The organism is Candidatus Enterococcus ikei (assembly GCF_017316105.1).
In the GTDB taxonomy this organism is placed as follows: Bacteria; Bacillota; Bacilli; order Lactobacillales; family Enterococcaceae; genus Enterococcus_L; species Enterococcus_L ikei.
The window spans coordinates 172611-196384 of the sequence record NZ_JAFLWD010000008.1; the positions used below are offsets into that span (position 1 = coordinate 172611).

Here is a 23774-nt window from a genome sequence, read left to right on the forward strand (position 1 = left end):
AAACGAATGATCATCACATCTGAACGTATCAGTTTAAAACATCTTTTAACCGTAGAAGCATTAAGTGATCAAGAGGTTATGGGGTTGATTCATCGTGCACAAGAATTTAAACAAGGTGCGACATGGCAACCTGAGAAAAAGCAATACTTTGCGACAAATTTGTTCTTTGAAAATAGTACACGAACCCATAAAAGTTTTGACGTTGCTGAGAAAAAACTAGGGATCGAAGTAATTGAATTTGAAGAAAGCATGAGCTCGGTAAAAAAAGGTGAAACGCTTTACGATACGGTACTGACAATGTCAGCAATCGGAGTAGATGTGGCAGTCATTCGTCACGGTGAAGAAAATTATTATGACGAACTGATTCAAAGTAAAACGATCCAGTGCTCCATCATCAACGGTGGTGACGGCAGCGGACAGCATCCAACGCAATGTCTATTAGACTTAATGACGATTTACGAAGAGTTTGGTTATTTTGAAGGCCTAAAAATTGCAATCGTGGGCGATATCACACATTCCAGAGTTGCCAAGTCAAACATGCAAATGCTAAAACGTCTTGGTGCAACAATCTTTTTCTCAGGTCCAGAAGAGTGGTACGATAAACAATTTGAAGCTTATGGACATTATATGCCTTTAGATGAAGTGGTTGAAACTGTTGATGTAATGATGTTGCTTCGCGTTCAGCATGAACGTCATGATGGATCAGAACTATTTTCAAAAGAAGAATACCATCAGCAATACGGCTTGACAGTTGAGCGAGCAAAACAACTACAAAAGCATGCGGTTATCATGCATCCAGCTCCTGTTAATCGTGATGTTGAACTAGCCGATTCACTAGTCGAAGGAATTCAATCCAGAATCATTCAACAGATGAGCAACGGTGTTTATATGAGAATGGCAATTTTAGAAGCAGTATTACATGGAAAGGCATAGGTGAACAACATGAAAACACTTATCAAAAATGGAAAAATAATTAAAAAAGACAATCAATTAATTCCAGCAGAAATTTGGATTGAAGATGGTAAGATCAGAGCAATTGGTGAGTTTTTTGACGAAAGTACCTTTGAAAAAGTGTACGATGCAAAAGGGCAGCTGATCACTCCAGGTTTAGTTGATGTTCATGTTCATTTAAGAGAGCCAGGCTTTACCTATAAAGAGACAATTGAAACAGGTAGCAAATCAGCTGCTAGGGGCGGTTATACAACGGTATGCGCTATGCCTAATTTAAATCCTGTACCAGATACTGCAGAAAAACTAAAAGAAGTGTACGAGATCATCAAAAAAAATGCTGTAGTAAAAGTCTTACAATACGCTCCTATCACAGAAGAGTTGCGTAGCGAAACTTTAACAGATCAAAAAGCCTTGAAAGAAGCTGGCGCATTTGCTTTTACAAACGATGGTGTAGGAGTTCAAACTGCTGGGACAATGCATCTGGCTATGAAAGAAGCCGCATCGCTTGGAATGGCGATTGTTGCTCATACAGAAGATGAGTCACTATTATTCGATGGTGTGATGCATGAGGGAGAGATTTCTAAGAAATTAGGTTTGCCGGGGATTTTAAGCTCTACAGAAGCCTCACAAATTGCACGGGACGTCATTTTAGCAGGTGAGACTGGCGTACACTACCATGTTTGTCATGTCTCCACCAAAGAAAGCGTCCGTGTCATTCGTGATGCTAAACGTGCAGGTGTTCATGTAACAGCTGAGGTTGCTCCTCATCACTTGATTTTAATCGATGAAAACATCCCGGAAGATAATGGTTTTTGGAAGATGAATCCGCCATTGCGTGCAACTGAAGATCGTGACGCACTGATTGAAGGTCTTTTGGACGGTACGATCGATTGTATTGCAACCGATCACGCTCCTCATGGATTAGAAGAAAAAAATCAAACATTCTTAAAAGCACCTTTCGGTATTGTCGGAAGTGAAACAGCCTTCCAATTGATTTATACCCATTTTGTTGAAACAGGTAAATTTACTCTTGAACAAGTAATCGACTGGATGGCAACAAAACCAGCTGAAATATTCGGTTTAGAGGCAGGAACATTAACGATTGGCAGCCCAGCAGATATTGCCGTTTTTGACTTAGCGACAGAAGAAGCGATCGATGATAAAGATTTTGAATCACAAGGTGTCAACACACCGTTCGTTGGCTGGAAAGTTAAAGGAAATACACTAATGACTTTTGTTGATGGACAATCAGCATGGTCTAAAGGAGATGCATAAATTTGAAGCGATTATTGATACTAGAAGACGGAACCGTTTTTGAAGGAAAAGCATTTGGTGCAGCAGTCGATGTGGTTGGTGAAGTCGTATTTACGACAAGCATGACTGGTTATCAAGAAACGATCACTGATCAAAGTTTCAATGGTCAAATCATTACATTTACTTATCCAATGGTTGGTAATTATGGTGTCAATCGCGATGATTATGAATCGATTTCTCCTACTTGTAAAGGTGTAATTGTGAAAGAACATGCTCGACTTGCATCAAATTGGCGGGCTCAAATGACATTAGATGAATTTCTTAAAAGAAAAGGAATACCTGGCATATCAGGGATCGACACACGAGCTTTGACTAGAAAGCTTCGTTCCGTTGGGACAATGAAAGCAGGATTTATTGATGCAGGTGATGATTTAACTCATGCATTTGATCAGCTGAAAGCAACCGTGATGCCTAAAAATCAAGTGGCTCAAGTTTCAACAACTAAACCATATCCAAGTCCTGGTATCGGACGTAATGTAGTCGTGGTTGATTTTGGATTGAAACATAGCATTTTACGTGAACTTTCAAAGCGTCATTGTAACTTGACAGTTTTACCCTATAACACAGATGCTGAAACGATTTTAGAGCTATCTCCGGATGGCGTAATGCTGACCAATGGACCCGGTGATCCAAAGGATGTGCCAGAAGCGATTGAAATGATTCAAGCAATCCAAGGAAAAGTACCAATTTTCGGAATTTGTTTAGGACATCAGCTATTTGCTCTTGCCAACGGTGCAGATACGTACAAAATGAAATTTGGTCATCGGGGATTAAATCATCCTGTGAGAGAAATCGCAACTGGAAGAATTGATTTTACTTCACAAAATCATGGCTATGCAGTAGATGAAGCAACCGTTGATCCAGAAAAATTGATGGTCACACATGTAGAAGTAAATGATGGAACTGTCGAAGGTGTTAGACACCGTCAATATCCAGCGTTTACTGTTCAATACCATCCAGATGCAGCACCAGGTCCACATGATGGACTTCACTTATTTGATGAATTTATGGAACTAATGGATGCGTGGAAGGAGCAAGACTAATGCCAAAAAGAACAGATATCAAGAAAATTATGGTCATCGGTTCAGGACCAATTATTATCGGTCAAGCCGCAGAATTTGATTATGCTGGTACTCAGGCATGTCTTGCCTTAAGAGAAGAGGGCTACGAAGTTGTTTTAGTAAACTCAAATCCAGCAACGATAATGACGGATAAAGAAATTGCTGATCAAGTATATATCGAACCGATTACATTAGAATTTGTTTCCCGTATCTTACGTAAAGAACGTCCAGATGCGTTATTACCAACTTTAGGCGGTCAAACAGGATTGAATATGGCGATGGAATTAGCTGCTTCTGGTATTTTAGATGAGCTGAATGTCGAGTTATTGGGCACAAAATTAAGCGCAATAGACCAAGCGGAAGATCGCGATTTATTTAAACAATTAATGGAAGACTTGGATCAGCCGATTCCCGAAAGTGAAATAGTCAACACTGTGGAGCAGGCAGTAGAATTTGCTAACACGATTGGTTATCCGATTATTGTACGTCCAGCATTCACTTTAGGTGGAACTGGCGGAGGGATGTGTGATAATGAAGAAGAGTTACGAATCGTAGCTGAAAATGGCTTGAAATTATCTCCGGCAACCCAATGCCTGATTGAAAAAAGTATTGCTGGTTTTAAAGAAATCGAATATGAAGTGATGCGTGATTCTGCTGATAATGCAATTGTTGTCTGCAATATGGAAAACTTCGATCCGGTAGGAATTCATACTGGAGACTCGATAGTTTTTGCTCCAAGCCAAACACTGTCTGATTATGAATACCAAATGCTTCGAGATGCATCATTAAAAATTATAAGAGCTTTGAAAATAGAAGGCGGTTGTAACGTTCAGTTGGCGCTTGATCCTCATAGTTTCAATTATTATGTGATCGAAGTAAATCCACGTGTCTCACGTTCATCTGCATTAGCCAGTAAAGCTACAGGATATCCCATCGCTAAACTAGCTGCTAAAATCGCAGTGGGTTTAACTTTAGATGAAATGAAAAATCCTGTCACTGAGACAACTTACGCTGAGTTTGAACCAGCTTTAGATTATGTGGTAGCGAAAATTCCCCGCTGGCCTTTTGATAAATTTGAAAAAGGTGATCGTCGTTTAGGCACTCAGATGAAAGCAACAGGAGAAGTTATGGCGATCGGTCGCAATATTGAAGAATCGTTGTTAAAAGCTGTCCGTTCACTTGAAATTGGCGCCTATCATATTGAATTAAAAGAGTTGGAAGAGTTTAGCGATGAACGTTTAACTGAAAAAATCGTGAAAGCACAAGATGATCGTCTGTTTTATTTATCCGAAGGAATTCGCCGAGGTTATCCGATTGAAGAATTAGCTATGTTGACCAAAATCGACTTATTCTTCTTAGATAAACTTCTTCATATCGTTGAGTTAGAAACAACGTTGAAGGAAAATGTGCAGGATACAACCGTATTGAAAGAAGCGAAACAAAACGGATTCACCGATCGTAAGATTGCTGAATTGTGGCAAATGACTGAAAAAGCAGTTACTGATTACCGCCATGAACAAAAGATTCTTCCAGTCTACAAAATGGTAGACACTTGCGCAGCAGAGTTTGAATCTCAAACACCTTATTTTTATAGCACGTATGAATTTGAAAATGAAAGTATTCGCTCAGAGAAACCATCTGTCCTAGTATTAGGATCAGGCCCAATTCGGATCGGACAAGGGGTAGAGTTTGATTATGCCACTGTTCATTCAGTTAAGGCAATTCAAGCAGCTGGTTATGAAGCTATCATTATGAATAGTAATCCTGAAACGGTCTCAACTGACTTTTCGATTTCAGATAAACTTTATTTTGAACCATTAACTTTAGAAGATGTTATGAACGTAATCGAATTGGAGCAGCCAACTGGCGTAATTGTTCAATTTGGTGGGCAAACAGCAATCAATTTAGCTGAACCTTTAGTGAAACAAGGCGTTAAGATCTTGGGCACTTCGATTGAAGATTTAGATCGAGCTGAAAATCGTGACTTATTTGAACAAGCGTTACAAGAATTAGATATACCTCAACCTCCTGGAGATACGGCTACAAGTGCTGAAGAAGCCGTAAAGGTCGCAAACAGAATTGGTTACCCAGTTTTAGTCCGTCCAAGTTATGTTCTTGGTGGACGAGCCATGGAAATCGTAGAGAATCAAAAAGATTTGGAAGACTACATGATGAATGCAGTCAAAGCATCTCCAGAGCATCCAGTTTTAGTTGATAGCTACTTGTTAGGCAAAGAGTGTGAAGTTGATGCGATTTGTGATGGCGAAACAGTGTTGATTCCAGGAATCATGGAACATATTGAGCGTGCAGGAGTCCATTCTGGTGATTCAATGGCTGTTTATCCGCCACAAAGCTTATCAGAAGATATCCAAAGAACGATTGCTGATTACACTAAAAAGTTAGCGCTTGGATTGAACTGTATCGGAATGATGAATATCCAATTTGTCATACATGAAGAAAAAGTCTATGTGATCGAGGTCAATCCTCGTGCGAGCCGAACGGTACCATTTTTAAGTAAAATTACAGGCATTCCAATGGCTCAGATAGCAACAAAAGCGATTCTTGGGCAGAAATTAAGTGAGCTAGGCTATAAAGACGGATTATATCCTGAAAGCAAACAAGTTCACGTTAAAGCGCCTGTATTCTCTTTCACTAAACTACAAAAAGTTGATACCTACTTAGGTCCAGAAATGAAATCAACAGGTGAAGTAATGGGATCTGATCATAGTTTAGAAAAAGCCTTGTATAAAGCTTTTGAAGCTTCTGGTCTGCAATTGCCAAGTTATGGAGCTGTTCTTTTTACAATCGCTGATGAGACAAAAGAAGAAGCACTGAACTTAGCAAAACGCTTCAACGCTATCGGTTATAGTTTAATTGGGACAAAAGGCACAGCAAAATTCTTAGAAGAAAATGGTTTACGCGTCAAAACAGTCGATAAAATAAACCATAAGGGCGGCCAAACAGTGCTTGATTTGATTCGTACAGGTGAAGCACAAGTAGTTGTAAATACGATGGATAAAAATCGTTCAGACTTGAATCAAGACGGCTTTTTGATTCGTCGCGAAGCCGTAGAGCATGGTGTGCCGTTATTTACTTCATTGGATACAGCTGAAGCCATTTTGAAAGTCTTAGAATCAAGAGCCTTCTCAACTGAAGCAATCTAGAGATATTCGGACAGAAGCGTAAAACTCCGAGAAATAAAAGGTTAAACATTTCTGTCCCATCCTCTCTACAATATTTTGTAAAGGAGTAGCAAACATGAAACAGGAAATTATGACGATTGTTTCTCAAAAACAATTAGCTCCTAGAATTTTTCAAATGACTTTAACAGGCGATTTAGTCAACGAGATGGAAAAACCAGGTCAATTCATTCATATCAAGGTTCCTAGAGAAGATATGCTTTTAAGAAGACCGATAAGTTTAAATCAAATTGATAAACAAGCAAAAACGTGTACAATCATTTATCGGACAGAAGGCGATGGAACGACCGTCTTTTCTAAAATGGTTGCCGGAGATAAATTAGATGTCATGGGTCCTTTAGGAAATGGATTTGATACCGAGGTTTTGACAGCTGGTCAAAAGGCTTATGTAATTGGTGGCGGCATTGGCATTCCGCCAATGTATGAATTGTCGAAACAATTAACGCAAAAAGGTGTGGAAGTGGTACATTTTCTTGGTTATGCTTCTAAAGAAGTTGCTTATTTCCAAGATGAATTTATCGCTTTAGGTGACACTAGATTTGCTACAGATGATGGATCATTTGGGGTTGAAGGAAATGTAGGAAATCTTTTGTTAGATGCTGTAAAAAAAGAACGTCCTGATGCGGTGTACGCTTGCGGCGCAAATGGCATGTTAAAAATGGTTGCTCAAGTTTTTTCTGATAATCCAAATGTCTTTCTTTCAATGGAGCAACGGATGGCTTGTGGAATGGGTGCTTGTTATGCCTGTGTTTGTCATGTCCCAGATGATGAAACAGGTACTAAAAGTGTGAAAGTATGTGACGAAGGTCCTATTTTTAGAGCAAGTGAGGTGGTTTTATGATAAAGAATCCTTTAGCTGTTAGTATTCCAGGCTTGGAGCTGAAAAATCCGATTATTCCTGCAAGTGGTTGTTTTGGATTTGGCGAAGAATATGCTAAATATTATGATCTTGGAAAGTTAGGATCGATCATGGTCAAAGCAACAACACCACAGGCACGTTTTGGAAATCCTACCCCAAGAGTCGCAGAGACACCTAGTGGTATGCTAAATGCAATCGGCTTGCAAAACCCTGGCTTGGAGGTTGTCATGAACACGAAGCTACCAGCTTTGGAAGCCTATGATTTACCGATCATCGCCAATGTTGCGGGTGCTTGTGAAGAAGATTATGTAGAAGTCTGCAGTAAAATCGGTGATGCTCCAAATGTAAAAGCAATCGAATTAAATATTTCCTGTCCTAATGTTAAACATGGTGGGATCGCTTTTGGGACTGATCCAGAAGTTGCTTTCCAATTAACACAAGCAGTAAAAAAAGTCGCTAAAGTGCCGATTTATGTCAAATTATCTCCCAATGTGACAGATATCGTACCAGTCGCACAAGCAATTGAAGCCGGTGGTGCCGATGGGTTTTCAATGATCAATACACTTTTAGGTATGCGGATTGATTTAAAAACACGTCGTCCGATTTTAGCTAACCAAACAGGAGGGCTGTCTGGTCCAGCAATCAAACCAGTTGCCATTCGACTAATTCATCAAGTAGCTCAAATTTCAAATTTACCAATTATTGGTATGGGTGGTGTTCAAACAGTAGATGATGTATTGGAAATGTTTATGGCTGGATCAAGTGCAGTAGCGGTTGGGACAGCGAATTTCACTGACCCATATATCTGTCCTAAACTGATTGATGCCTTACCTCAAAGAATGGTAGAACTCGGGATCGAATCATTGGAGCAACTAATCAAAGAAGTGAAAGAGGGGAAAAATCAATGACCCAACGACCAATCATCGCTTTAGATTTCCCTTCTAAAGTTGAAGTAGAAGCGTTTTTAGAAAAATTTCCGAAAGACGAAGCCCTATTTGTCAAAGTAGGAATGGAATTGTTTTATCAAGAAGGGCCTGAGATTGTCCGTTGGTTAAAAGAGTTGGGACATTCCGTTTTTCTTGATTTGAAACTACACGACATCCCGAATACCGTTGAAAAAGCTATGACAGGTTTAGCAAAATTAGGGGTAGATATCACGAATGTTCATGCTGCTGGTGGTAAACGTATGATGGCAGCTGCTAAAGCAGGTTTGATAAAAGGAACAAAACCAGGGGGAAACGTACCAGTATTGATCGCTGTTACACAATTGACATCAACAAGTGAAGCAGAAATGCACCAGGATCAATTGATCGACGTTCCTCTAAAAGAAAGCGTGCTTCATTATGCAAAATGCGCAGAACAAGCTGGGCTAGACGGTGTAGTTTGTTCAGCATTAGAAGCAGAACTCATTCATCAAAAAACGAGTGAAACATTTGTTTGTTTGACTCCAGGCATTCGACCAAGCGGTAGTGAAGTTGGAGATCAAAAACGAGTTGTAACACCAAGTGATGCTAGAAAAATTGGTTCGACCTATATTGTTGTGGGCAGACCAATTACTCAAGCGAATACACCTTATGAAGCTTATAAATCGATAAAAAACGAATGGAACGGAGAACAATAATGACAGAATTAGCAAAAGCAATCGCTAAGGACTTATTAGCAATTGAAGCCGTATTTTTAAGTCCTAATGAACCTTTTACCTGGGCAAGTGGGCTTAAAAGCCCGATTTATTGCGATAATCGTATCACAATGAGTTATCCAGTTGTTCGTAAGGCAATTGCAAAAGGTTTAGCAGAAAAAATCAAGCAGGCTTATCCAGAGGTTGAAGTAATTGCTGGAACAGCAACAGCAGGAATTCCTCATGCGGCATGGGTAGCGGATATTTTAGACTTACCAATGGTTTATATTCGTAGTAAAGCAAAAGAACATGGGAAAGGCAATCAAATTGAAGGTCGGATTTTTAAAGGTCAAAAAATGGTTGTAATCGAAGATTTAATCTCAACTGGTGGAAGTGTATTGGAAGCAACAGAGGCTGCAGAACGTGAAGGAGCCGATGTTTTAGGTGTTGCGGCAATCTTCACTTATGAATTGCCGAAAGGAAAAGAAAAATTTGCAGAGCATAATATGGATTTAATTACCTTGACCAACTATTCAACATTGATCGAAGCGGCGTTAGAATCGAACTATATCGAACAAAGTGATGTTACTTTATTGAAAAACTGGAAAAAAGATCCTGAAAATTGGTTAGATAAATAATTTAAAGTAAAAAAGCATGATTTTGAATGAGCGCTCAAAAATCATGCTTTTTTCTTGATAGATCTCTTTCTTCTGATATGCTATATCTTGGTTATTAAAAAAATAGGCCTTTAAATTATACATAAACAGTTTTTCAAAATTGACTGTTATTAATAAATAAGATACAGTTATTCAAATGATAAAATCTGAAGGTGGGGTTTGATGAAAAATATTAGGAATATGGATGTAGAGTGGGGATATACAGGAGAACTTGGACCAGAGCACTGGCATACGCTATGTGATTGGTTTTCAACGGGTGCTAAATATCCTTATCAATCTCCTGTCAATCTATCAAAAGAGTTGATCAATGGTGGAACGACGGATAGAGCAATTGCATTTCATTATAAAACAGAAGAATTTACAGAAAAAGAATTTAAAAATACGTTCCATTTTGTTCCACCGAATACAGAAAGTTATGTGATTTTTGAAGATGAAAAATATTATTTAACAGATATTCATTTCCATACACCGAGTGAGCACACTTTTGATGGGGAACACTGTCCATTAGAATTTCATCTAGTTCATATGAATAATTCTGGTGATAACTTAGTAGTTGGTTGTTTATTTATGATTACTAAAGAAGACAATAAATTTTCAAAAAAACAGGCTGCTTTTGTTTGGAATTCAGAAACACATCAACAATGGTTTGATCCTTCAATTTTTTTACCTGAAAAAAAATCTCATTTTCACTATTTAGGATCATTAACAACACCGCCAACTAAAGGGCCCGTTCATTGGTTTGTTTTTGATACGGTTCAAGAAATGGATCATGATTTTTTCCAACGAATCGACGAAGGCATGTTGCCATTTAATAATCGACCAGTCCAATCGTTAAATGGACGAAAAATCTATTTTTCTGAATAGGATGGAGGGCTATTATGAACATACAACAAATGAAGTATGTGGTAGCTGTTGCGAATAATGGTAGTTTTAGAGAAGCTGCGAAAAAACTTTTTATCACTCAACCAAGCTTGTCTAATGGGATTCGTGAATTAGAAGAAGAAATTGGCGTTACTTTATTTATCCGTACAAACAAAGGCGCTTCCTTAACTGATGAAGGGCTGACATTTTTAGAACATGCAGAAAAAATTTTGACCCAGATGGAAATGATTGAAAATCGCTACCAAGAAGTGACTACGAGTGAACGGTTTTCGATTTCTTCTCAGCATTATGATTTCTTAGGGGAAGTCATGGGCAAAGTGATCCAGCAATTCAAAGAGCAATACAAAAACTTTCGAGTATTTGAAACTACCACATTAAAAGTAATTGAAGATGTAAAGAGTTATCATAGCGAATTAGGAATTATTTATTTAAATAGTCAAAATCAAGCAGGGATCGAGCGCTATTTAGAGCAAGCTAATTTGACGTATGAGATCGTAGGTAGCTTTAAAACGCATATTTTTCTTGGGAAAAATCACCCATTAGCCGCACAAAAAGAAATCCAGCTGGAACAATTATGCTGCTATCCTCAAGTTCGATTTACCCAAGAAGGTAGTAACTTTGCCTATTTTTCAGAAGACCTAATCGAAAATCAAGAACAAGAAACTGTGATTTATACAAATGATCGCGGGACTTTGATGAATTTACTTGTTGAAACTGAGGCTTACGCGTCAGGTTCTGGTGTTGTGACAGGTTTTACTAAAAAAGAAATAAAGTTGATTCCGTTAGCAGAAAGTACAAATAACAAAATCTGTATACTTTATCAAAAGAATAAAACGATAAGTGATATTGGTCAATATTTTATTAAAGAATTAAAACAGTTATTTTGAAACTGCTAAAATTAGTTAAATTCTGCTTAGGTTAAAAATAGTCTTATATAAAAAAACCACCCGTGTTAAAAAGGTGGTTTTTTTAGTGTAAATATTGTTCTATGAGAAAAAATTTAATTGGTATATAAAAATAATGGAGAAAAAAATTTATAAATCTTCAATGGATCAGTATATCTGTGCATCTTTTGATAGAATCCGTTGAATCACATCCCAGTCACGTGAAAGTCGGATAAACGGTGGGATCAGAACGGTTTAACTCCGAAAACAATTCTAGAAGTCACGATGGTTATCTTTGGCAAAATTTCCTATCAGTTGAGCCACTTTTTCCATTTCTTCTTGTGTTCCAATCGAAACGCGTAGATAATTTTTTAATCTCTCGATTTTTGAGAAATAACGAACGAATACATCTTGCGTTTCCAAATAATGATAAAGATCTTCACTATTTAAATTCGGGTGTGTTAGAAGTACAAAATTTGTTTTTGAAACGAATGAAGAGAAACCGAATGTTTTGATGCTTTCTGCAAACCAATCTCTTGTTTTACAAATTTTCTTCGATAGTTCTACATAGTATTCTTCATCTTCAACTGCAGCAACTGCTAATCTTTCAGCTAACATATCTACAGAATAAGGATTAAAGGAGGATTTTATACTCTCCGCAATTTGAATATATTTAGGATTTCCTATGGCATAACCCACTCGCAAGCCTGCCAAAGAACTTGATTTTGAAAAAGTCCGAATAACGATTAGATTCGGGTAATTATCTAGAAGGGAAACTGCAGAGTGTCCAGCAAAATCAATATAAGCCTCATCAATAATCACGATAACTTCTGGATGCTTTTTTAGGAGATACTTGATTTCAGTAAATGATTTAAACAAGCCTGTAGGCGCATTGGGGTTAGCAATAATTATCCCCCCATTTAATTGATTGTAAGCCTCTAAATCTATTTCAAAATCATCGGTTAACGGGATTTCTTTAAAAGGAATCTGAAATAAGTCTGCCCAAACTTTATAAAATCCATACGTGATATCGGGAAATAAAATAGGATCAGAACTATTGAAAAATGCTAGAAAACAAAAAGCTAACACTTCATCTGAACCATTTCCAATTAAAAAATGATCAGAAGATAGTCCGTATTTTTTTCCAAGAGCTTTTTTCAGAGACAAATTATCTATAGAGCTGTATCGTTTTAATTGTTCTGTATCAAAATGTTTTAATGCACTAGCTACTTTCGGTGAGGGTGGATAGGGATTTTCGTTTGTGTTTAGTTTGATCATATGTGGATAGTCTGGTTGTTCTCCTGGAATATAAGGTGTGATCTTTCGAATGCCTTTCATATTTGCGTGCTCCCTTCATTTCTTATAACTATAAAGAAGCAGAGAAATTTGTGCAAGAAAAATATGTGAAAACGAAAAGAAAAACCTGTTTTTTTGAAATACAAATTTCATTTTACAGTTTATTATGCTATTATAATTCCATTAAGAAAAATTCAACTAACGCAAAAAGCGATAAAAGTTGAAGGTCTGGGAGGGTGTCTCATGGATTTAACTAAGAGATTTAACAAGCAAGTATATAAAATTGCCGTTTCAACGATTCGCCAGTTCGACGAGCAAGTAACGAATATTGAAGGAATTATAAAACTTACGTTGGGAGAGCCGGATTTTAATACGCCAGAGCATGTAAAAACGGCAGCCCATGATGCAATCAATAATAACTTTTCACATTATTCAGGAATGGCTGGTTTAACGGATGTTCGTGAAGCAGCAACCTTTTTTATGAAAGAAAAATATGGAGTAAGTTATCAACCATCTTCAGAAGTTTTAGTAACTGTTGGAGCGACTGAAGCGATTTCATCAAGCTTATTGTCTATTTTAGAACCAGGGGATAAAGTGTTGATGCCTGCGCCGATTTACCCAGGATATGAACCAGTGATTACTTTAGCTCAAGCGGAGCCAGTTTATATTGATACAAGTTCAAATAATTTTATTTTAACACCAGAAATGATTGAAGAGGCGATGACAGAACACGGTGATAAGGTCAAAGCAATTATTTTAAACTATCCAAGTAATCCTACAGGTGTGACGTACAATCGTGAAGAAGTAAGAGCAATTTCAGAAGTATTGAAAAACTATCCTATTTTTGTGATCAGTGATGAAATCTACAGTGAATTGACTTATGAAGATCAGCATGTTTCAATTGCAGAGTTTATTCCAGAACAAACGATTTTAATCAATGGTTTATCAAAATCGCACGCAATGACTGGCTGGAGAATAGGTTTTATCTTTGGACCAGAAAATTTGATCGCTGAAATAATCAAAGTTCATCAATATTTGGTCACAGCAGCATCTACTATTTCACAAAAAGCCGCAGTTAGAGCTTTAATTGAAGGCATGAATGATGCGGCAGTTATGAAAGAAGAATACCGTGAGCGTCGAGATTTTGTTTATAATCAAATGACCGCTTTAGGGTTTGAGGTAGCTCGGCCTAATGGGGCTTTCTATATCTTTGCTAAAATTCCTGAAGGATATGAGCAGGATTCCATGCAGTTTTGTGTGGATTTAGCCCAGAAACAAGCGGTGGCTATCATCCCAGGTGTTGCTTTTGGTAAAGAGGCAGAAGGCTATGTACGGATTAGTTATGCAGCAGATTTGAAGACACTCAAAGAAGCAATGAAACGTATCGAAAAATATATAAAAAATTAAAAGGCTGATACAAGAACAGCTAGCATGGAGAAATAAGTGCATCAACTTATAGATATATTCAGATTTTAGATTAAGATGTAACAAAAGTCGTTTAGGTTCGAACAATTGGACTAATAACCGCGCAATGCATAAAACGCATGGTGTGGTTTTTTAGGAAATTTCCGAAGAACTTGACTTGTTCACACCGTTTATTTGAATTTTTGGTGGTCTTAATAAAACTCGAAGTGTTTTGTCCTACATCTATTTTTTTCTCAACAAAACCTTTACATTCCTTTACTCATTATTTACAGAACGTTGAAACAGAATTAACACACCGCTGTTAAACTAAGCTTGTAACTAATTGAAAAGGACGTGTAGAAATGAAGAAACGTTTATTATCAGCAATTGTTTTAAGTGTAGGACTTTTAATCGCAGGATGCGGCAACCAAGGAGCTGCAACTAGTGAGAGTAGTAATAAATCTAAAGATAGCGGAAGTAACAGTAATCAACCTGTTAAAATCGTAGCAGTGGGTTCAACTGCCTTACAACCTTTAGTGGATGCAGCAAAAGATCAATTTGTTGCTGAGCATGCTAATTATACAATTTCAGTTCAAGGAGGCGGTAGCGGAACTGGACTTTCTCAAGTTGCCGATGGCGCTGTAACGATTGGTAATTCTGATGTTTTTGCTGAAGAAAAATCGGGCGTAGATGCATCAAAACTTGTTGACCATCGTGTCGCGGTGGTTGGAATGGGCCCTGTGGTCAATAAAGATGTCGGCGTTAAAAACATTAGCAAACAAGAATTGATCGATATTTTTACCGGAAAAACTAAAAACTGGAAAGATCTAGGCGGAAAAGATCAAGAAATCGCAGTAATCAACCGTCCAAGCGGTAGCGGAACGCGAGCAACCTTTGAAAAATGGGGACTAGATGGAGCAAAAGCAGTTCAATCTCAAGAACAAGATTCATCTGGAACTGTTCGTCAAATCGTTGCTCAAACGCCAGGAGCTATCAGTTATCTTGCTTTTTCATATATGGATGACTCAACAGTAGCTTTAAGTGTCGATGATGTAAAACCAACCGAAGAAAACGTTGCGGACAATTCTTGGAAAATTTGGTCATATGAGCACATGTATACAAAAGGCCAACCTGACGAAAACGTGCAAGCTTTTCTAGATTTTATGGTATCAGATGATGTTCAAAATGGAGTTGTAAAAGAATTGGGCTACTTGCCAATGACTGGTATGAAAGTAGAACGGGATGTAGCTGGCACAATCACAAAAAAATAAATTCTTCCCCTAAAATAATCAAAAAGAGGCTGGATGTGAAAACATTCGCCTCTTTTTGATTTAACTATTTTTAGGTAAGCTGATCTTAAAGGATGAACCCAGTCCCAGATGGCTGTCGATACTTACCGAACCACCTAATAATTCAGTATAATTGTGTACGATCGACAAGCCTAAACCAGTTCCGCCAGAATGGCGGCTGCGTGCTTTATCCACTCGATAAAAGCGTTCAAAAATCCGCTCTTGATCTTCCAAACTAATCCCGATCCCACTATCTTTGACTACAAAAAAGAATTCATCCTCGAAACCAAATTCAATAGTGATCGTTCCGTCCGTTTGGGAATATTGTATCGCATTTTCAATCAAATTTTTGATAATTGGATAAAAAAGCTCATACTTTGTAGTATATTTTATTGTTTCATTTCCGATAATTTGTATAGTTAAATTCTTTTCTTTGATTGGTTTACGATATGACCGCAAAATTTCTTGAGTGAATGATAGTAAGAGCAGCTCTTGATCATCATAGGATATATTTTTACCATCACGTGATAGTTGTAAAATCTCTTGAATCAACTGTTGTAGCCGCAACGCATCTTTTTGCATGATTTCTAAAAATTGAGAGAGCGTTTCAGGATCATCTTTTGCTCCATCTAACAGTGTTTCAGTAAAGCCTAATAAAGAAGTAACAGGTGTTTTTAACTCATGAGAAACATTGCTGACAAAGTCTTTTTGCATTTTTTCTAGTTGTCTTACACGAGTTAAATCATAGGCGATACCTAAAACTTGATAATCATTGCCATCTTCTTCTATGAATCGTAAAGACATATCTAAAATTGTTTCATTTGGTAGGTCTGTTAGTTTAATTTCTTGGTGTATAGAACTTTTTTCTGTGATGACTTGATGAATCAGATGGATTAAAGCTGGTTCTTTGATTACGTCAAAATAATCTTTCCCTGCATCATTTTCTTTGATTGTTAAGATTTCAAGCATTTTAGGGTTGATCAGCTGTAGTTTTCCTTTGACATCAATAATAAATACACCGATCATCAATTCATCTAATAAGGCGTGAAACTGTTCCTCAGTTGATGTATAAGCTAAATAAGTTTGGCTCATTTGTTGGCTTAAGACATTGACGGTTTGGTAAAGCTCATTCCATTCAGGCGAATCCTGGATGATTGAGCGAGCTTCATCAGGATATTTCACAATTTTTTTCAAGACGGGTAAAACCGTGACGAGAGGTTCATTTTTTTGATGAAGTAACAAAAATACAAAGGCTGTGATAATTAAAAATAAAATGCCTAAAGTAAATAAAATGTACCTTCGAAATGATTGAATGCTATTTGAAAACTGAGTTGTTTCTTCTGCCACACGAATAATACCGATAAGTTCGCCTTTTTCCCGTATTGGTAATGCTAAATAAAGCAATTCTTTATTTACAGTAGCACTCTTTCTTAAAGCAGAGCCAAAATCAGCACCTGAAAGAATAGCTTTTATTTCAGGTCGGCTGCTTCTTGAATCGTGTAGCGTTGAGTTAGAACTGTCGTAAAAAATGTCTCCTTTGGCATTCATCAAAGTTAATCGCTCATTTTCATCCGTCGAATAATGATCAACAAGTTTTTTTTGTTGGGCAGAAACTGTTTGTGTCACAAACAGTTCAGAAGGAAGCTGATCAAGAAGCAATGTTCCTTTTTTTTGTAAATATTCTTCTTGTTGGGTTAATAATTCCTTTTTGAAAAAGTAGTTCGTCAATAAAACACTACCGATAAATAAAGCAACCATCATGACCCAAACTAAAAGATATTCGATTCGTTGGCGTTTCTTCATTTTTTAGGCTCCTGAAAGCGATAGCCAAATCCTCTTACTGTTACCAAGTATTCTGGTCTTTTCGGATCGATTTCAATTTTATCTCTCAAATGGCTAACATGAACGTCAACAATTCGACTTTGGCCTGCAAAGTCATAGTTCCAAATACGATCTAATAAAGTATCGCGGTCGATCACTCGGTCTTTACGCTTGATGAAATAAACTAAAAGCTCAAATTCCTTTGGGGTCAGCTCAATTTTTTTACCACGAACGTTCACTTGATAATTTTGTTCATCAACACTGATTTCACCTAATACTAAAGGTGCTTTAGTCGTTTCGTCAAATTCTTCTGACTTGCTGGAGGCAGGTTTTAAACGGCGGAAAATAGCTTTCATTCTTGCAAGAACTTCTCTAGGACTAAACGGTTTTGTTAAATAATCATCTGCCCCGATTTCTAAACCGATGATTTTATCAACCTGATCATCTTTAGCGGTTAAAATCAAAATAGGTGTATCGATTTTTTCTCTACGTAGTGATTTTGTGATTTCTAAGCCGTCCATATTTGGCAACATAACATCTAAGATGATAAAATCAAATTGGTTGGACAGCGCTAATTCATAACCAACAGCACCATCCTCAGCGGTCATTACTTCATAACCGTCTTTTTCTAAATTAAATGTTAATAACGTTAGGATCGATGGTTCATCATCGACAACGAGTACTTTCTTCATCTATTTGGCTCCTTTAAATACGAAATAAATACAACGTCATTTTATCACAGATTTGCAGGTATCAAAAACTTTATGGAATGTTTCTAAAACTACTTTCAAAGCAAAAGAAATGGTATAATAATAAAGATTGAAATGAGGGAAGCAAATGATTGGTGTTAGTGCATGTCTTGGTGGGATATGTTGCCGTTATGATGGGCAAGCAAAAGAGATCGGTGCTTTAAAAAAATTAGTAGCAGATGGACTAGCAATGCTTGTATGTCCTGAAGTTTTAAGTGGTTTACCGATTCCTAGAGAACCCGCTGAAATAATAGGTGGAGACGGGTTTGATGTCTGGAAGAATAAGGCGAAGGTTCTTACGAAAACAGGTGAGGATATGACGGATGTGTTTAAACAAGGAGCAATCATTGCGCATCAAAAACTAGTTGAAAACAATATCACAACAATTATCTTGAAAGAAAATAGCCCATCTTGTGGTGGCAATAGTATTTACGACGGCACTTTTTCCGGTAACCATAGAAGTGGTTGTGGAGTAGCCACAGCTTATTTTATCACTAAAGGGTTGACGGTTGTTTCAGAAAGTGACTGGCAAACACAAATTGATTGTGAGGTTTATGATGGCAGAAAATGAAGTCTTAAAGATTTTTGATGAGAATTACCAGCAGATTGGAACTGCCACAAGACAAACAGCTCATGCAAAAGGACTATGGCATGAAACCTTTCATTGCTGGTTTTACACGATTAACAAAGAAGATGTTATCATTTATTTTCAAAAACGCTCCTCTTTAAAAAAAGATTTTCCTAACCAATTAGATATCACAGCTGCAGGACATTTATTAGAAGAAGAGACTGTTCTTGATGGTTTTAGAGAAGTAAAAGAAGAATTAGGTATTGAAGTTTCTGCTGATATGGCTGAATTCTTAGGTGTTTTCCCTGTAGAGATAGATTTAGGCACATTTATTGATAATGAATTTACAAATGTTTACTTGGTTCGTAAGGAAATCATTTTGGAGAATTTTGACTTACAAGAAGAGGAAGTGGAGAGTTTATTTCCAGTTTCTTTGACAACATTAAAGCAATTGTTCAATGGATCCTTGTCAGAAGCTGTTTTAACTGGTTATCGTCAGCATAAAAATAGGCAAGAAATAGTAAAAGAACGTTTTTCCAAAAATGATTTTTGCGCAAATGCCCAAAGCTATTATGACCATCTAATAGACTCTTTTGAAAAAATCCTTGAAAATCAAACAAGAACTATTGACTAATCATCTAGAAATCGGTAACCTAATAGGGATTGAAGATAGGAGCAACAAGTATGGAAATTGAAAAAACCAATCGAATGAACGCGTTGTTTGAATTTTACTCCACTTTGTTGACAGAAAAACAAATGAATTATATGGAGATGTATTATGCTGATGATTTTTCATTAGGTGAGATCGCAGAAGAATACGAAGTTAGCCGTCAAGCTGTTTATGATAATATCAAACGTACAGGAAAAATTTTAGAAGAATATGAAAAAAAGCTTCATTTATTTTCTGATTATATTGTACGCGGTGAATTATTAGATGGACTGAAAAAATATGTAAACGAAACCTACCCAAAAGATACAACGCTTGCTAATTATATAGAACAAATACAAGAAGTAGAGGAATGAGATTATGGCTTTTGAAAGTTTAACAGATCGCCTGCAACAGGCAATGAGCAAATTACGTCGTAAAGGAAAAGTATCTGAAGCTGACGTAAAAGAAATGATGAGAGAAATACGTCTGGCATTATTGGAAGCCGATGTAAATTTACAAGTTGTGAAAGATTTTACCAAACGTGTCCGTGAACGAGCAGTCGGTGTTGAAGTTCTTGAAAGTTTATCACCTGCACAACAAATCGTTAAAATTGTGGATGAAGAATTAACAGCCACACTTGGATCAGAAACGGTTAGCTTGAACAAATCTGAGCGAATCCCAACTGTGATCATGATGGCCGGTCTACAAGGGGCAGGTAAGACAACTTTCGGTGGAAAGTTAGCCAAACACTTAATCAAAACTGAAAATGCTCGCCCATTGATGATTGCAGCCGATATTTATCGTCCTGCTGCAATCGATCAATTGAAAGTACTAGGCCAACAATTAGATGTGCCAGTCTTTGATATGGGTACTGATACAGATCCTGTAGAAATCGTTCGCCAAGGAATGGAACTGGCGAAAGAAAAGAAAAATGATTATGTTTTGATTGATACGGCTGGTCGTCTTCATGTTGATGAAGCGCTGATGGACGAGCTGAAACAAATCAAAAATGTTGCAGAACCGGATGAGATATTACTCGTAGTAGATGCAATGACTGGTCAAGACGCAGTGAATGTAGCAGATAGCTTTAATCAACAACTAGGAATAACTGGGGTTGTTATCACCAAACTTGATGGTGATACTCGTGGTGGTGCGGCATTGTCTATTCGTGCTGTAACAGGAGCGCCGATTAAATTCATCGGTTCCGGTGAAAAACTAACAGATTTAGAAATTTTCCATCCAGATCGTATGTCCAGCCGTATTTTAGGTATGGGGGATATGCTGACTCTGATCGAAAAAGCCCAGCAAGATTATGATGAGAAAAAAGCTGAAGAACTTGCGATAAAAATGAAAGAAAACAGCTTTGATTTCAATGATTTTATCGAACAATTGGATCAAGTAATGGGTATGGGACCAATAGAAGATCTATTAAAAATGATCCCTGGAATGAACAATATGCCTGGCTTAGAAAATGTCAAAGTCGACCCTAAAGATGTGGCACGTAAAAAAGCAATGGTTCTTTCAATGACACCAGCTGAAAGAGAAAATCCAGATCTATTGAACCCAAGCCGCCGTCGGAGAATTGCTGCCGGTTCAGGAAATAATGTGGTTGAAGTCAATCGAATGATCAAACAATTCAAAGAATCTAAAAAAATGATGCAGCAAATGTCTAAAGGAAATATGGACATCCCAGGTATGGATCAAATGCTTGGCGGAGGTATCAAAGGAAAACTTGGTAAAATGGCCATGAATCACATGGTGAAGAAAAATAAGAAGAAGAAAAAGAAGAAAAAATAAAGTAAAAAAATAGTCTAAACCAAACAGTTTTTCAACGTTGGTTTAGACTATTTAAATACAATTAACTATTTTTCTTTAAAAAGGTAAGATAAGAATCAACGATTGTTTTGAAAAAACTCATGGTATTTTCAGCAATAGTTCCATCCTCATTGATTAAATTCACAACATTACCGATATAAGCTTCAGGCTGTTGTAGGGTAGGAACATTAAGGAAAACCAGTGATTGGCGCAAATGATGATTTGCACCGAAAGCACTTAATGCGCCAGGTGATACGCTAACAACTAAGCCAGGTTTACCATCCCAAACATTTTGACCATAAGGACGGGAACCAACGTCTAAAGCATTTTTTAAAACTCCTGGAACAGAGCGGTTATACTCTGGTGTGACAAAAACCAGACCAGAAAGTTGTTTTACTTCATCTCTAAATTTTGTCCAAGCAGCTGGAGGCGTTCCTTCGTCATCCAAATCTTGGTTATACATCTCTAATTCCTGTAAGTTGATAAAAACAGGTTCATATTCTTCTGGGAATAAACTTGAAATAGCAACTGCGACTGCTTTACTATAAGAGTCTTTTCTCAAACTTCCGACAAAAAAACCAATTTTTTTCTTCATAAAATCATTCCTCCATTTTATAAATAACATCTATTATTTAATTTTAAGCTGAAAGTTTCTTTTTTGCAAGAAATCAATACTTTCGTTTATCATAAGCAAATCAATGTTCAGCGTCAAATAATAGCTATATAATAAAAATTAATAAAAAAGTTGTTAAAAACGGAGGGTAAAACGATGCGAAGGATAAAACGATTGGGTAAAATCAGCATGTTATTATTTATTTTCTGGCTGATGGTTACAGGGATTTCGATGAAAACAAACGCAGTAGAAACTAATTCTAGTACAACTGAATCTTACGTGACTTCGAGTAAAGAGCTCCTTGAACAGCAAGCTGAAAATAGTAGTACTGAAAGTCTTGATAGTACCATATCCGCGACTGAGGAAAGTACCACCGAGAGTCAGACAAAGCAACAACCTATTGTTAAAGCAAAAAAAGAATATGGTTCTGAGCTATTAACGAATGTGAGCTTGACTGACATTGCGAATAATCCGATTCATCGTGTGAAAAGCAGTGACAAAATCAAAGTCAATTACTCATTTTATCTTCCTGATGAAGCACAAGCAGGGGATGAACTGACGTTTGAGTTACCGGCTATTTTACAAATGGTAAATTACAATGATTTTCCATTACTTAGTGAAAATGGCACTGAGATCGGTATAGCAAAAATCGATCGAGCAACTAATAAAGTTACGGTTACATTTAATGATTATGTTACAGATCATAATACAATCAGTGGTCAATTTTTCTTTTGGGTCAAACTTGTGAGTAATCAAACTACAGAAGGCGTCAATCCAATCCCGTTACCAATCAACGGTGCAACTAGTGATCTTGAACTTATGGTAAACAAAATTAACGGTGTAAGTACTGGAACGACGAATCCGACAACTATTTTTAAAAGCGGAAAATTCGATTCATTAGATCCTCAAAAAATAAATTGGACGATCACGATCAATAATTCTGGACAAAACCTGCTGCTGCCAATCATTAATGATAGCTTGGGAGCAGGTCAACAGTTGCTTGGCGATTCATTCGGTGTTAACTATCGTAATGCAGATAAAGTAAGTTTAAAAAAATATCAACTCCCAAGCAATATTCAAGGAGATATAACAAGCGTAATTCCTACTGTGAATGGCTTTATACTATCGCTACAAAGCTTAGGAAGTTATAGCGGAGACAAAGGATACGTTTCGGCAGTTGTTAATTACAGTACAAAAGTCACAGACTCATCAGTAAAATATGTAAACAATGCGAATACTCTAGACGAGGATGGAACACCACAATCAAGAAATGCCAGTCTAACTAATTATGCCAATGGTGGTGTTGGTAACGGAAATGTGAATCAAGCCATTGATGTGATCACAGATAAAATCGATGAAGTTGAAAGTGTTGATTTAGAAGAATTGACAGATTCATCTGCCAAAAAATTAACTGAGGTCAAAGAGAACGCTCAAACTGTGGTAGACAATGAAAATTCAACACTTACTGATTTAGAAGAAGCTGCTGAAACACTGATCAACCAATTAGTAACAACTGAAGAAATTGTTCAACCAACGGACATCCAAGAATTAGAAACAGTTATTGAAGAAAATAATGAACTAAAGAAAGACGACTACACACCAGAAAGCTGGACACCTTGGAATGATAAAAAAACAGAAGCTATCAACCTCGTGCAAATAGCAAAAGAAACACCGCAAGCCGTTAGTCGTAACAAAATCAAACAAACGACTCAAGAATTGAAAACAGCCAGAACCAACCTTATAGAAGTGACGGAAACATCCGAAACTAGTGAAGCAGAGTCGTCTAGTGAAACATCGACCACAGAAACAACGAACACCACTCAAAGTAATAGCAGTATTCCAAATGAAAAAAGTGACGGAAATCAGCAGCGTCTACTAAAAACTGGGGAAATTAAATCTCCAATTTTAATGATTATTGGAGCCGTATTATCAGCAGTTGCAGCCTTGATAATATTTAATAGAAAGCAAGCTAAAAAATAATCACTGATGGATGAGGCTACCTATCATTTATATTGCTTGATAGGATTTGAAGAACAGATATCGTTTAACTATTTCAAGCATAAATCGAATAAATAAAGAATATAAAAAATAAGCTATGAACGAAAGAAAAGTGAACGGATTCAA

Annotated in this window: 21 protein-coding genes; 17 read left to right on the plus strand and 4 right to left on the minus strand. The window is 37.1% G+C overall.

Annotation, left to right across the window (positions count from 1 at the left end):
• The first annotated feature begins 6 nt into the window (after positions 1 to 6).
• The 10 genes from JZO69_RS03980 (at position 7) to JZO69_RS04025 (ending at position 11449) form a co-directional block, all read left to right on the plus strand.
• Positions 7 to 933, plus strand: coding sequence for an aspartate carbamoyltransferase catalytic subunit (locus JZO69_RS03980; RefSeq protein WP_207111597.1), 927 nt, complete (start codon positions 7 to 9; stop codon positions 931 to 933).
• 9 nt (positions 934 to 942) lie between these two features.
• Complete coding sequence (gene pyrC, locus JZO69_RS03985; protein ID WP_207111598.1) at positions 943 to 2226, plus strand: dihydroorotase; 1284 nt, start codon at positions 943 to 945, stop codon at positions 2224 to 2226.
• A gap of 2 nt (positions 2227 to 2228) precedes the next feature.
• Positions 2229 to 3308, plus strand: a complete 1080-nt coding sequence (locus JZO69_RS03990) for a carbamoyl phosphate synthase small subunit (protein WP_207111599.1) — start codon at positions 2229 to 2231, stop codon at positions 3306 to 3308.
• Entirely contained in the window at positions 3308 to 6490 is a 3183-nt protein-coding gene (carB, locus tag JZO69_RS03995; protein WP_207111600.1) for a carbamoyl-phosphate synthase large subunit, read from the plus strand. The genes JZO69_RS03990 and carB overlap by 1 nt, the downstream gene beginning before the upstream one ends.
• A gap of 94 nt (positions 6491 to 6584) precedes the next feature.
• On the plus strand, positions 6585 to 7367 hold the full coding sequence (locus JZO69_RS04000; RefSeq protein WP_207111601.1) for a dihydroorotate dehydrogenase electron transfer subunit: 783 nt from the start codon (positions 6585 to 6587) through the stop codon (positions 7365 to 7367).
• A complete protein-coding gene (locus tag JZO69_RS04005; protein WP_207111602.1) occupies positions 7364 to 8293 on the plus strand; it encodes a dihydroorotate dehydrogenase in 930 nt (309 codons plus the stop codon). The genes JZO69_RS04000 and JZO69_RS04005 overlap by 4 nt, the downstream gene beginning before the upstream one ends.
• Complete coding sequence (gene pyrF / locus JZO69_RS04010) at positions 8290 to 9006, plus strand: orotidine-5'-phosphate decarboxylase (protein ID WP_207111603.1); 717 nt, start codon at positions 8290 to 8292, stop codon at positions 9004 to 9006. The genes JZO69_RS04005 and pyrF overlap by 4 nt, the downstream gene beginning before the upstream one ends.
• Positions 9006 to 9641, plus strand: coding sequence for an orotate phosphoribosyltransferase (pyrE, locus tag JZO69_RS04015; RefSeq protein WP_207111604.1), 636 nt, complete (start codon positions 9006 to 9008; stop codon positions 9639 to 9641). Before pyrF ends, pyrE begins: the two co-directional genes overlap by 1 nt.
• 201 nt (positions 9642 to 9842) lie before the next feature.
• Entirely contained in the window at positions 9843 to 10544 is a 702-nt protein-coding gene (locus JZO69_RS04020) for a carbonic anhydrase family protein (protein WP_207111605.1), read from the plus strand.
• A gap of 14 nt (positions 10545 to 10558) precedes the next feature.
• On the plus strand, positions 10559 to 11449 hold the full coding sequence (locus tag JZO69_RS04025; protein WP_207111606.1) for a LysR family transcriptional regulator: 891 nt from the start codon (positions 10559 to 10561) through the stop codon (positions 11447 to 11449).
• A gap of 270 nt (positions 11450 to 11719) precedes the next feature.
• Here the strand turns inward: JZO69_RS04025 and hisC are convergent, their stop codons facing one another.
• On the minus strand, positions 11720 to 12784 hold the full coding sequence (hisC, locus tag JZO69_RS04030) for a histidinol-phosphate transaminase (protein ID WP_207111607.1): 1065 nt from the start codon (positions 12782 to 12784) through the stop codon (positions 11720 to 11722).
• A 201-nt stretch (positions 12785 to 12985) separates the two neighbouring features.
• On the opposite strand from hisC, the gene JZO69_RS04035 reads away from it, so the two are divergent.
• Both JZO69_RS04035 and JZO69_RS04040 read left to right on the plus strand, forming a co-directional pair.
• Positions 12986 to 14149 (plus strand): pyridoxal phosphate-dependent aminotransferase, encoded by a 1164-nt coding sequence (locus tag JZO69_RS04035; protein ID WP_207111608.1) that lies wholly within the window; start codon positions 12986 to 12988, stop codon positions 14147 to 14149.
• Positions 14150 to 14508: 359 nt separating this feature from the next.
• A complete protein-coding gene (locus JZO69_RS04040) occupies positions 14509 to 15417 on the plus strand; it encodes a phosphate ABC transporter substrate-binding protein PstS family protein (RefSeq protein WP_207111609.1) in 909 nt (302 codons plus the stop codon).
• Between the two features lie 60 nt (positions 15418 to 15477).
• On the opposite strand, the gene JZO69_RS04045 is transcribed toward JZO69_RS04040, so the two are convergent.
• Together JZO69_RS04045 and JZO69_RS04050 are read right to left on the minus strand one after the other, a co-directional pair.
• Positions 15478 to 17238, minus strand: coding sequence for a sensor histidine kinase (locus tag JZO69_RS04045; RefSeq protein WP_207111610.1), 1761 nt, complete (start codon positions 17236 to 17238; stop codon positions 15478 to 15480).
• Positions 17235 to 17948 carry a response regulator transcription factor gene (locus JZO69_RS04050; RefSeq protein WP_207111611.1) on the minus strand — a complete coding sequence of 238 codons (714 nt, stop codon included), beginning with the start codon at positions 17946 to 17948 and terminating at the stop codon, positions 17235 to 17237. Before JZO69_RS04050 ends, JZO69_RS04045 begins: the two co-directional genes overlap by 4 nt.
• A 145-nt stretch (positions 17949 to 18093) precedes the next feature.
• On the opposite strand from JZO69_RS04050, the gene JZO69_RS04055 reads away from it, so the two are divergent.
• Genes JZO69_RS04055 through ffh form a run of 4 tightly spaced genes read left to right on the plus strand, consistent with a single transcriptional unit; the run spans position 18094 to position 21019 of the window.
• The gene (locus JZO69_RS04055) at positions 18094 to 18576 is read left to right on the plus strand and encodes a 2-thiouracil desulfurase family protein (RefSeq protein ID WP_207111612.1); all 483 of its coding nucleotides are present in this window, start codon (positions 18094 to 18096) and stop codon (positions 18574 to 18576) included.
• Positions 18563 to 19207, plus strand: coding sequence for an NUDIX hydrolase (locus JZO69_RS04060; protein WP_207111613.1), 645 nt, complete (start codon positions 18563 to 18565; stop codon positions 19205 to 19207). Before JZO69_RS04055 ends, JZO69_RS04060 begins: the two co-directional genes overlap by 14 nt.
• A 50-nt stretch (positions 19208 to 19257) precedes the next feature.
• Positions 19258 to 19596: a putative DNA-binding protein gene (locus JZO69_RS04065; protein WP_207111614.1), complete on the plus strand. Its 339-nt coding sequence runs from the start codon at positions 19258 to 19260 to the stop codon at positions 19594 to 19596.
• Between the two features lie 4 nt (positions 19597 to 19600).
• Positions 19601 to 21019 carry a signal recognition particle protein gene (gene ffh, locus JZO69_RS04070; RefSeq protein ID WP_207111615.1) on the plus strand — a complete coding sequence of 473 codons (1419 nt, stop codon included), beginning with the start codon at positions 19601 to 19603 and terminating at the stop codon, positions 21017 to 21019.
• A 61-nt stretch (positions 21020 to 21080) separates the two neighbouring features.
• Here the strand turns inward: ffh and JZO69_RS04075 are convergent, their stop codons facing one another.
• A complete protein-coding gene (locus JZO69_RS04075; RefSeq protein ID WP_207111616.1) occupies positions 21081 to 21632 on the minus strand; it encodes an NADPH-dependent FMN reductase in 552 nt (183 codons plus the stop codon).
• Between the two features lie 174 nt (positions 21633 to 21806).
• Between JZO69_RS04075 and JZO69_RS04080 the strand changes: the two genes are divergently transcribed.
• Positions 21807 to 23630, plus strand: coding sequence for an LPXTG cell wall anchor domain-containing protein (locus tag JZO69_RS04080; RefSeq protein ID WP_207111617.1), 1824 nt, complete (start codon positions 21807 to 21809; stop codon positions 23628 to 23630).
• Positions 23631 to 23774 lie beyond the last annotated feature (144 nt).

Coding starts and splice junctions, on each gene's coding strand:
- JZO69_RS04020 (WP_207111605.1), top strand. CDS start 9,843: ATGAAAAATATTAGGAATATGGATGTAGAGTGGGGATATACAGGAGAA.
- JZO69_RS04080 (WP_207111617.1), top strand. CDS start 21,807: ATGCGAAGGATAAAACGATTGGGTAAAATCAGCATGTTATTATTTATT.
- JZO69_RS03980 (WP_207111597.1), top strand. CDS start 7: ATGATCATCACATCTGAACGTATCAGTTTAAAACATCTTTTAACCGTA.
- JZO69_RS04000 (WP_207111601.1), top strand. CDS start 6,585: ATGAAACAGGAAATTATGACGATTGTTTCTCAAAAACAATTAGCTCCT.
- JZO69_RS04060 (WP_207111613.1), top strand. CDS start 18,563: ATGGCAGAAAATGAAGTCTTAAAGATTTTTGATGAGAATTACCAGCAG.
- JZO69_RS04050 (WP_207111611.1), bottom strand. CDS start 17,948: ATGAAGAAAGTACTCGTTGTCGATGATGAACCATCGATCCTAACGTTA.
- JZO69_RS04025 (WP_207111606.1), top strand. CDS start 10,559: ATGAACATACAACAAATGAAGTATGTGGTAGCTGTTGCGAATAATGGT.
- JZO69_RS04035 (WP_207111608.1), top strand. CDS start 12,986: ATGGATTTAACTAAGAGATTTAACAAGCAAGTATATAAAATTGCCGTT.
- pyrE (WP_207111604.1), top strand. CDS start 9,006: ATGACAGAATTAGCAAAAGCAATCGCTAAGGACTTATTAGCAATTGAA.
- carB (WP_207111600.1), top strand. CDS start 3,308: ATGCCAAAAAGAACAGATATCAAGAAAATTATGGTCATCGGTTCAGGA.
- pyrC (WP_207111598.1), top strand. CDS start 943: ATGAAAACACTTATCAAAAATGGAAAAATAATTAAAAAAGACAATCAA.
- JZO69_RS04055 (WP_207111612.1), top strand. CDS start 18,094: ATGATTGGTGTTAGTGCATGTCTTGGTGGGATATGTTGCCGTTATGAT.
- JZO69_RS04045 (WP_207111610.1), bottom strand. CDS start 17,238: ATGAAGAAACGCCAACGAATCGAATATCTTTTAGTTTGGGTCATGATG.
- ffh (WP_207111615.1), top strand. CDS start 19,601: ATGGCTTTTGAAAGTTTAACAGATCGCCTGCAACAGGCAATGAGCAAA.
- JZO69_RS04040 (WP_207111609.1), top strand. CDS start 14,509: ATGAAGAAACGTTTATTATCAGCAATTGTTTTAAGTGTAGGACTTTTA.
- JZO69_RS04065 (WP_207111614.1), top strand. CDS start 19,258: ATGGAAATTGAAAAAACCAATCGAATGAACGCGTTGTTTGAATTTTAC.
- hisC (WP_207111607.1), bottom strand. CDS start 12,784: ATGAAAGGCATTCGAAAGATCACACCTTATATTCCAGGAGAACAACCA.
- JZO69_RS04075 (WP_207111616.1), bottom strand. CDS start 21,632: ATGAAGAAAAAAATTGGTTTTTTTGTCGGAAGTTTGAGAAAAGACTCT.
- pyrF (WP_207111603.1), top strand. CDS start 8,290: ATGACCCAACGACCAATCATCGCTTTAGATTTCCCTTCTAAAGTTGAA.
- JZO69_RS04005 (WP_207111602.1), top strand. CDS start 7,364: ATGATAAAGAATCCTTTAGCTGTTAGTATTCCAGGCTTGGAGCTGAAA.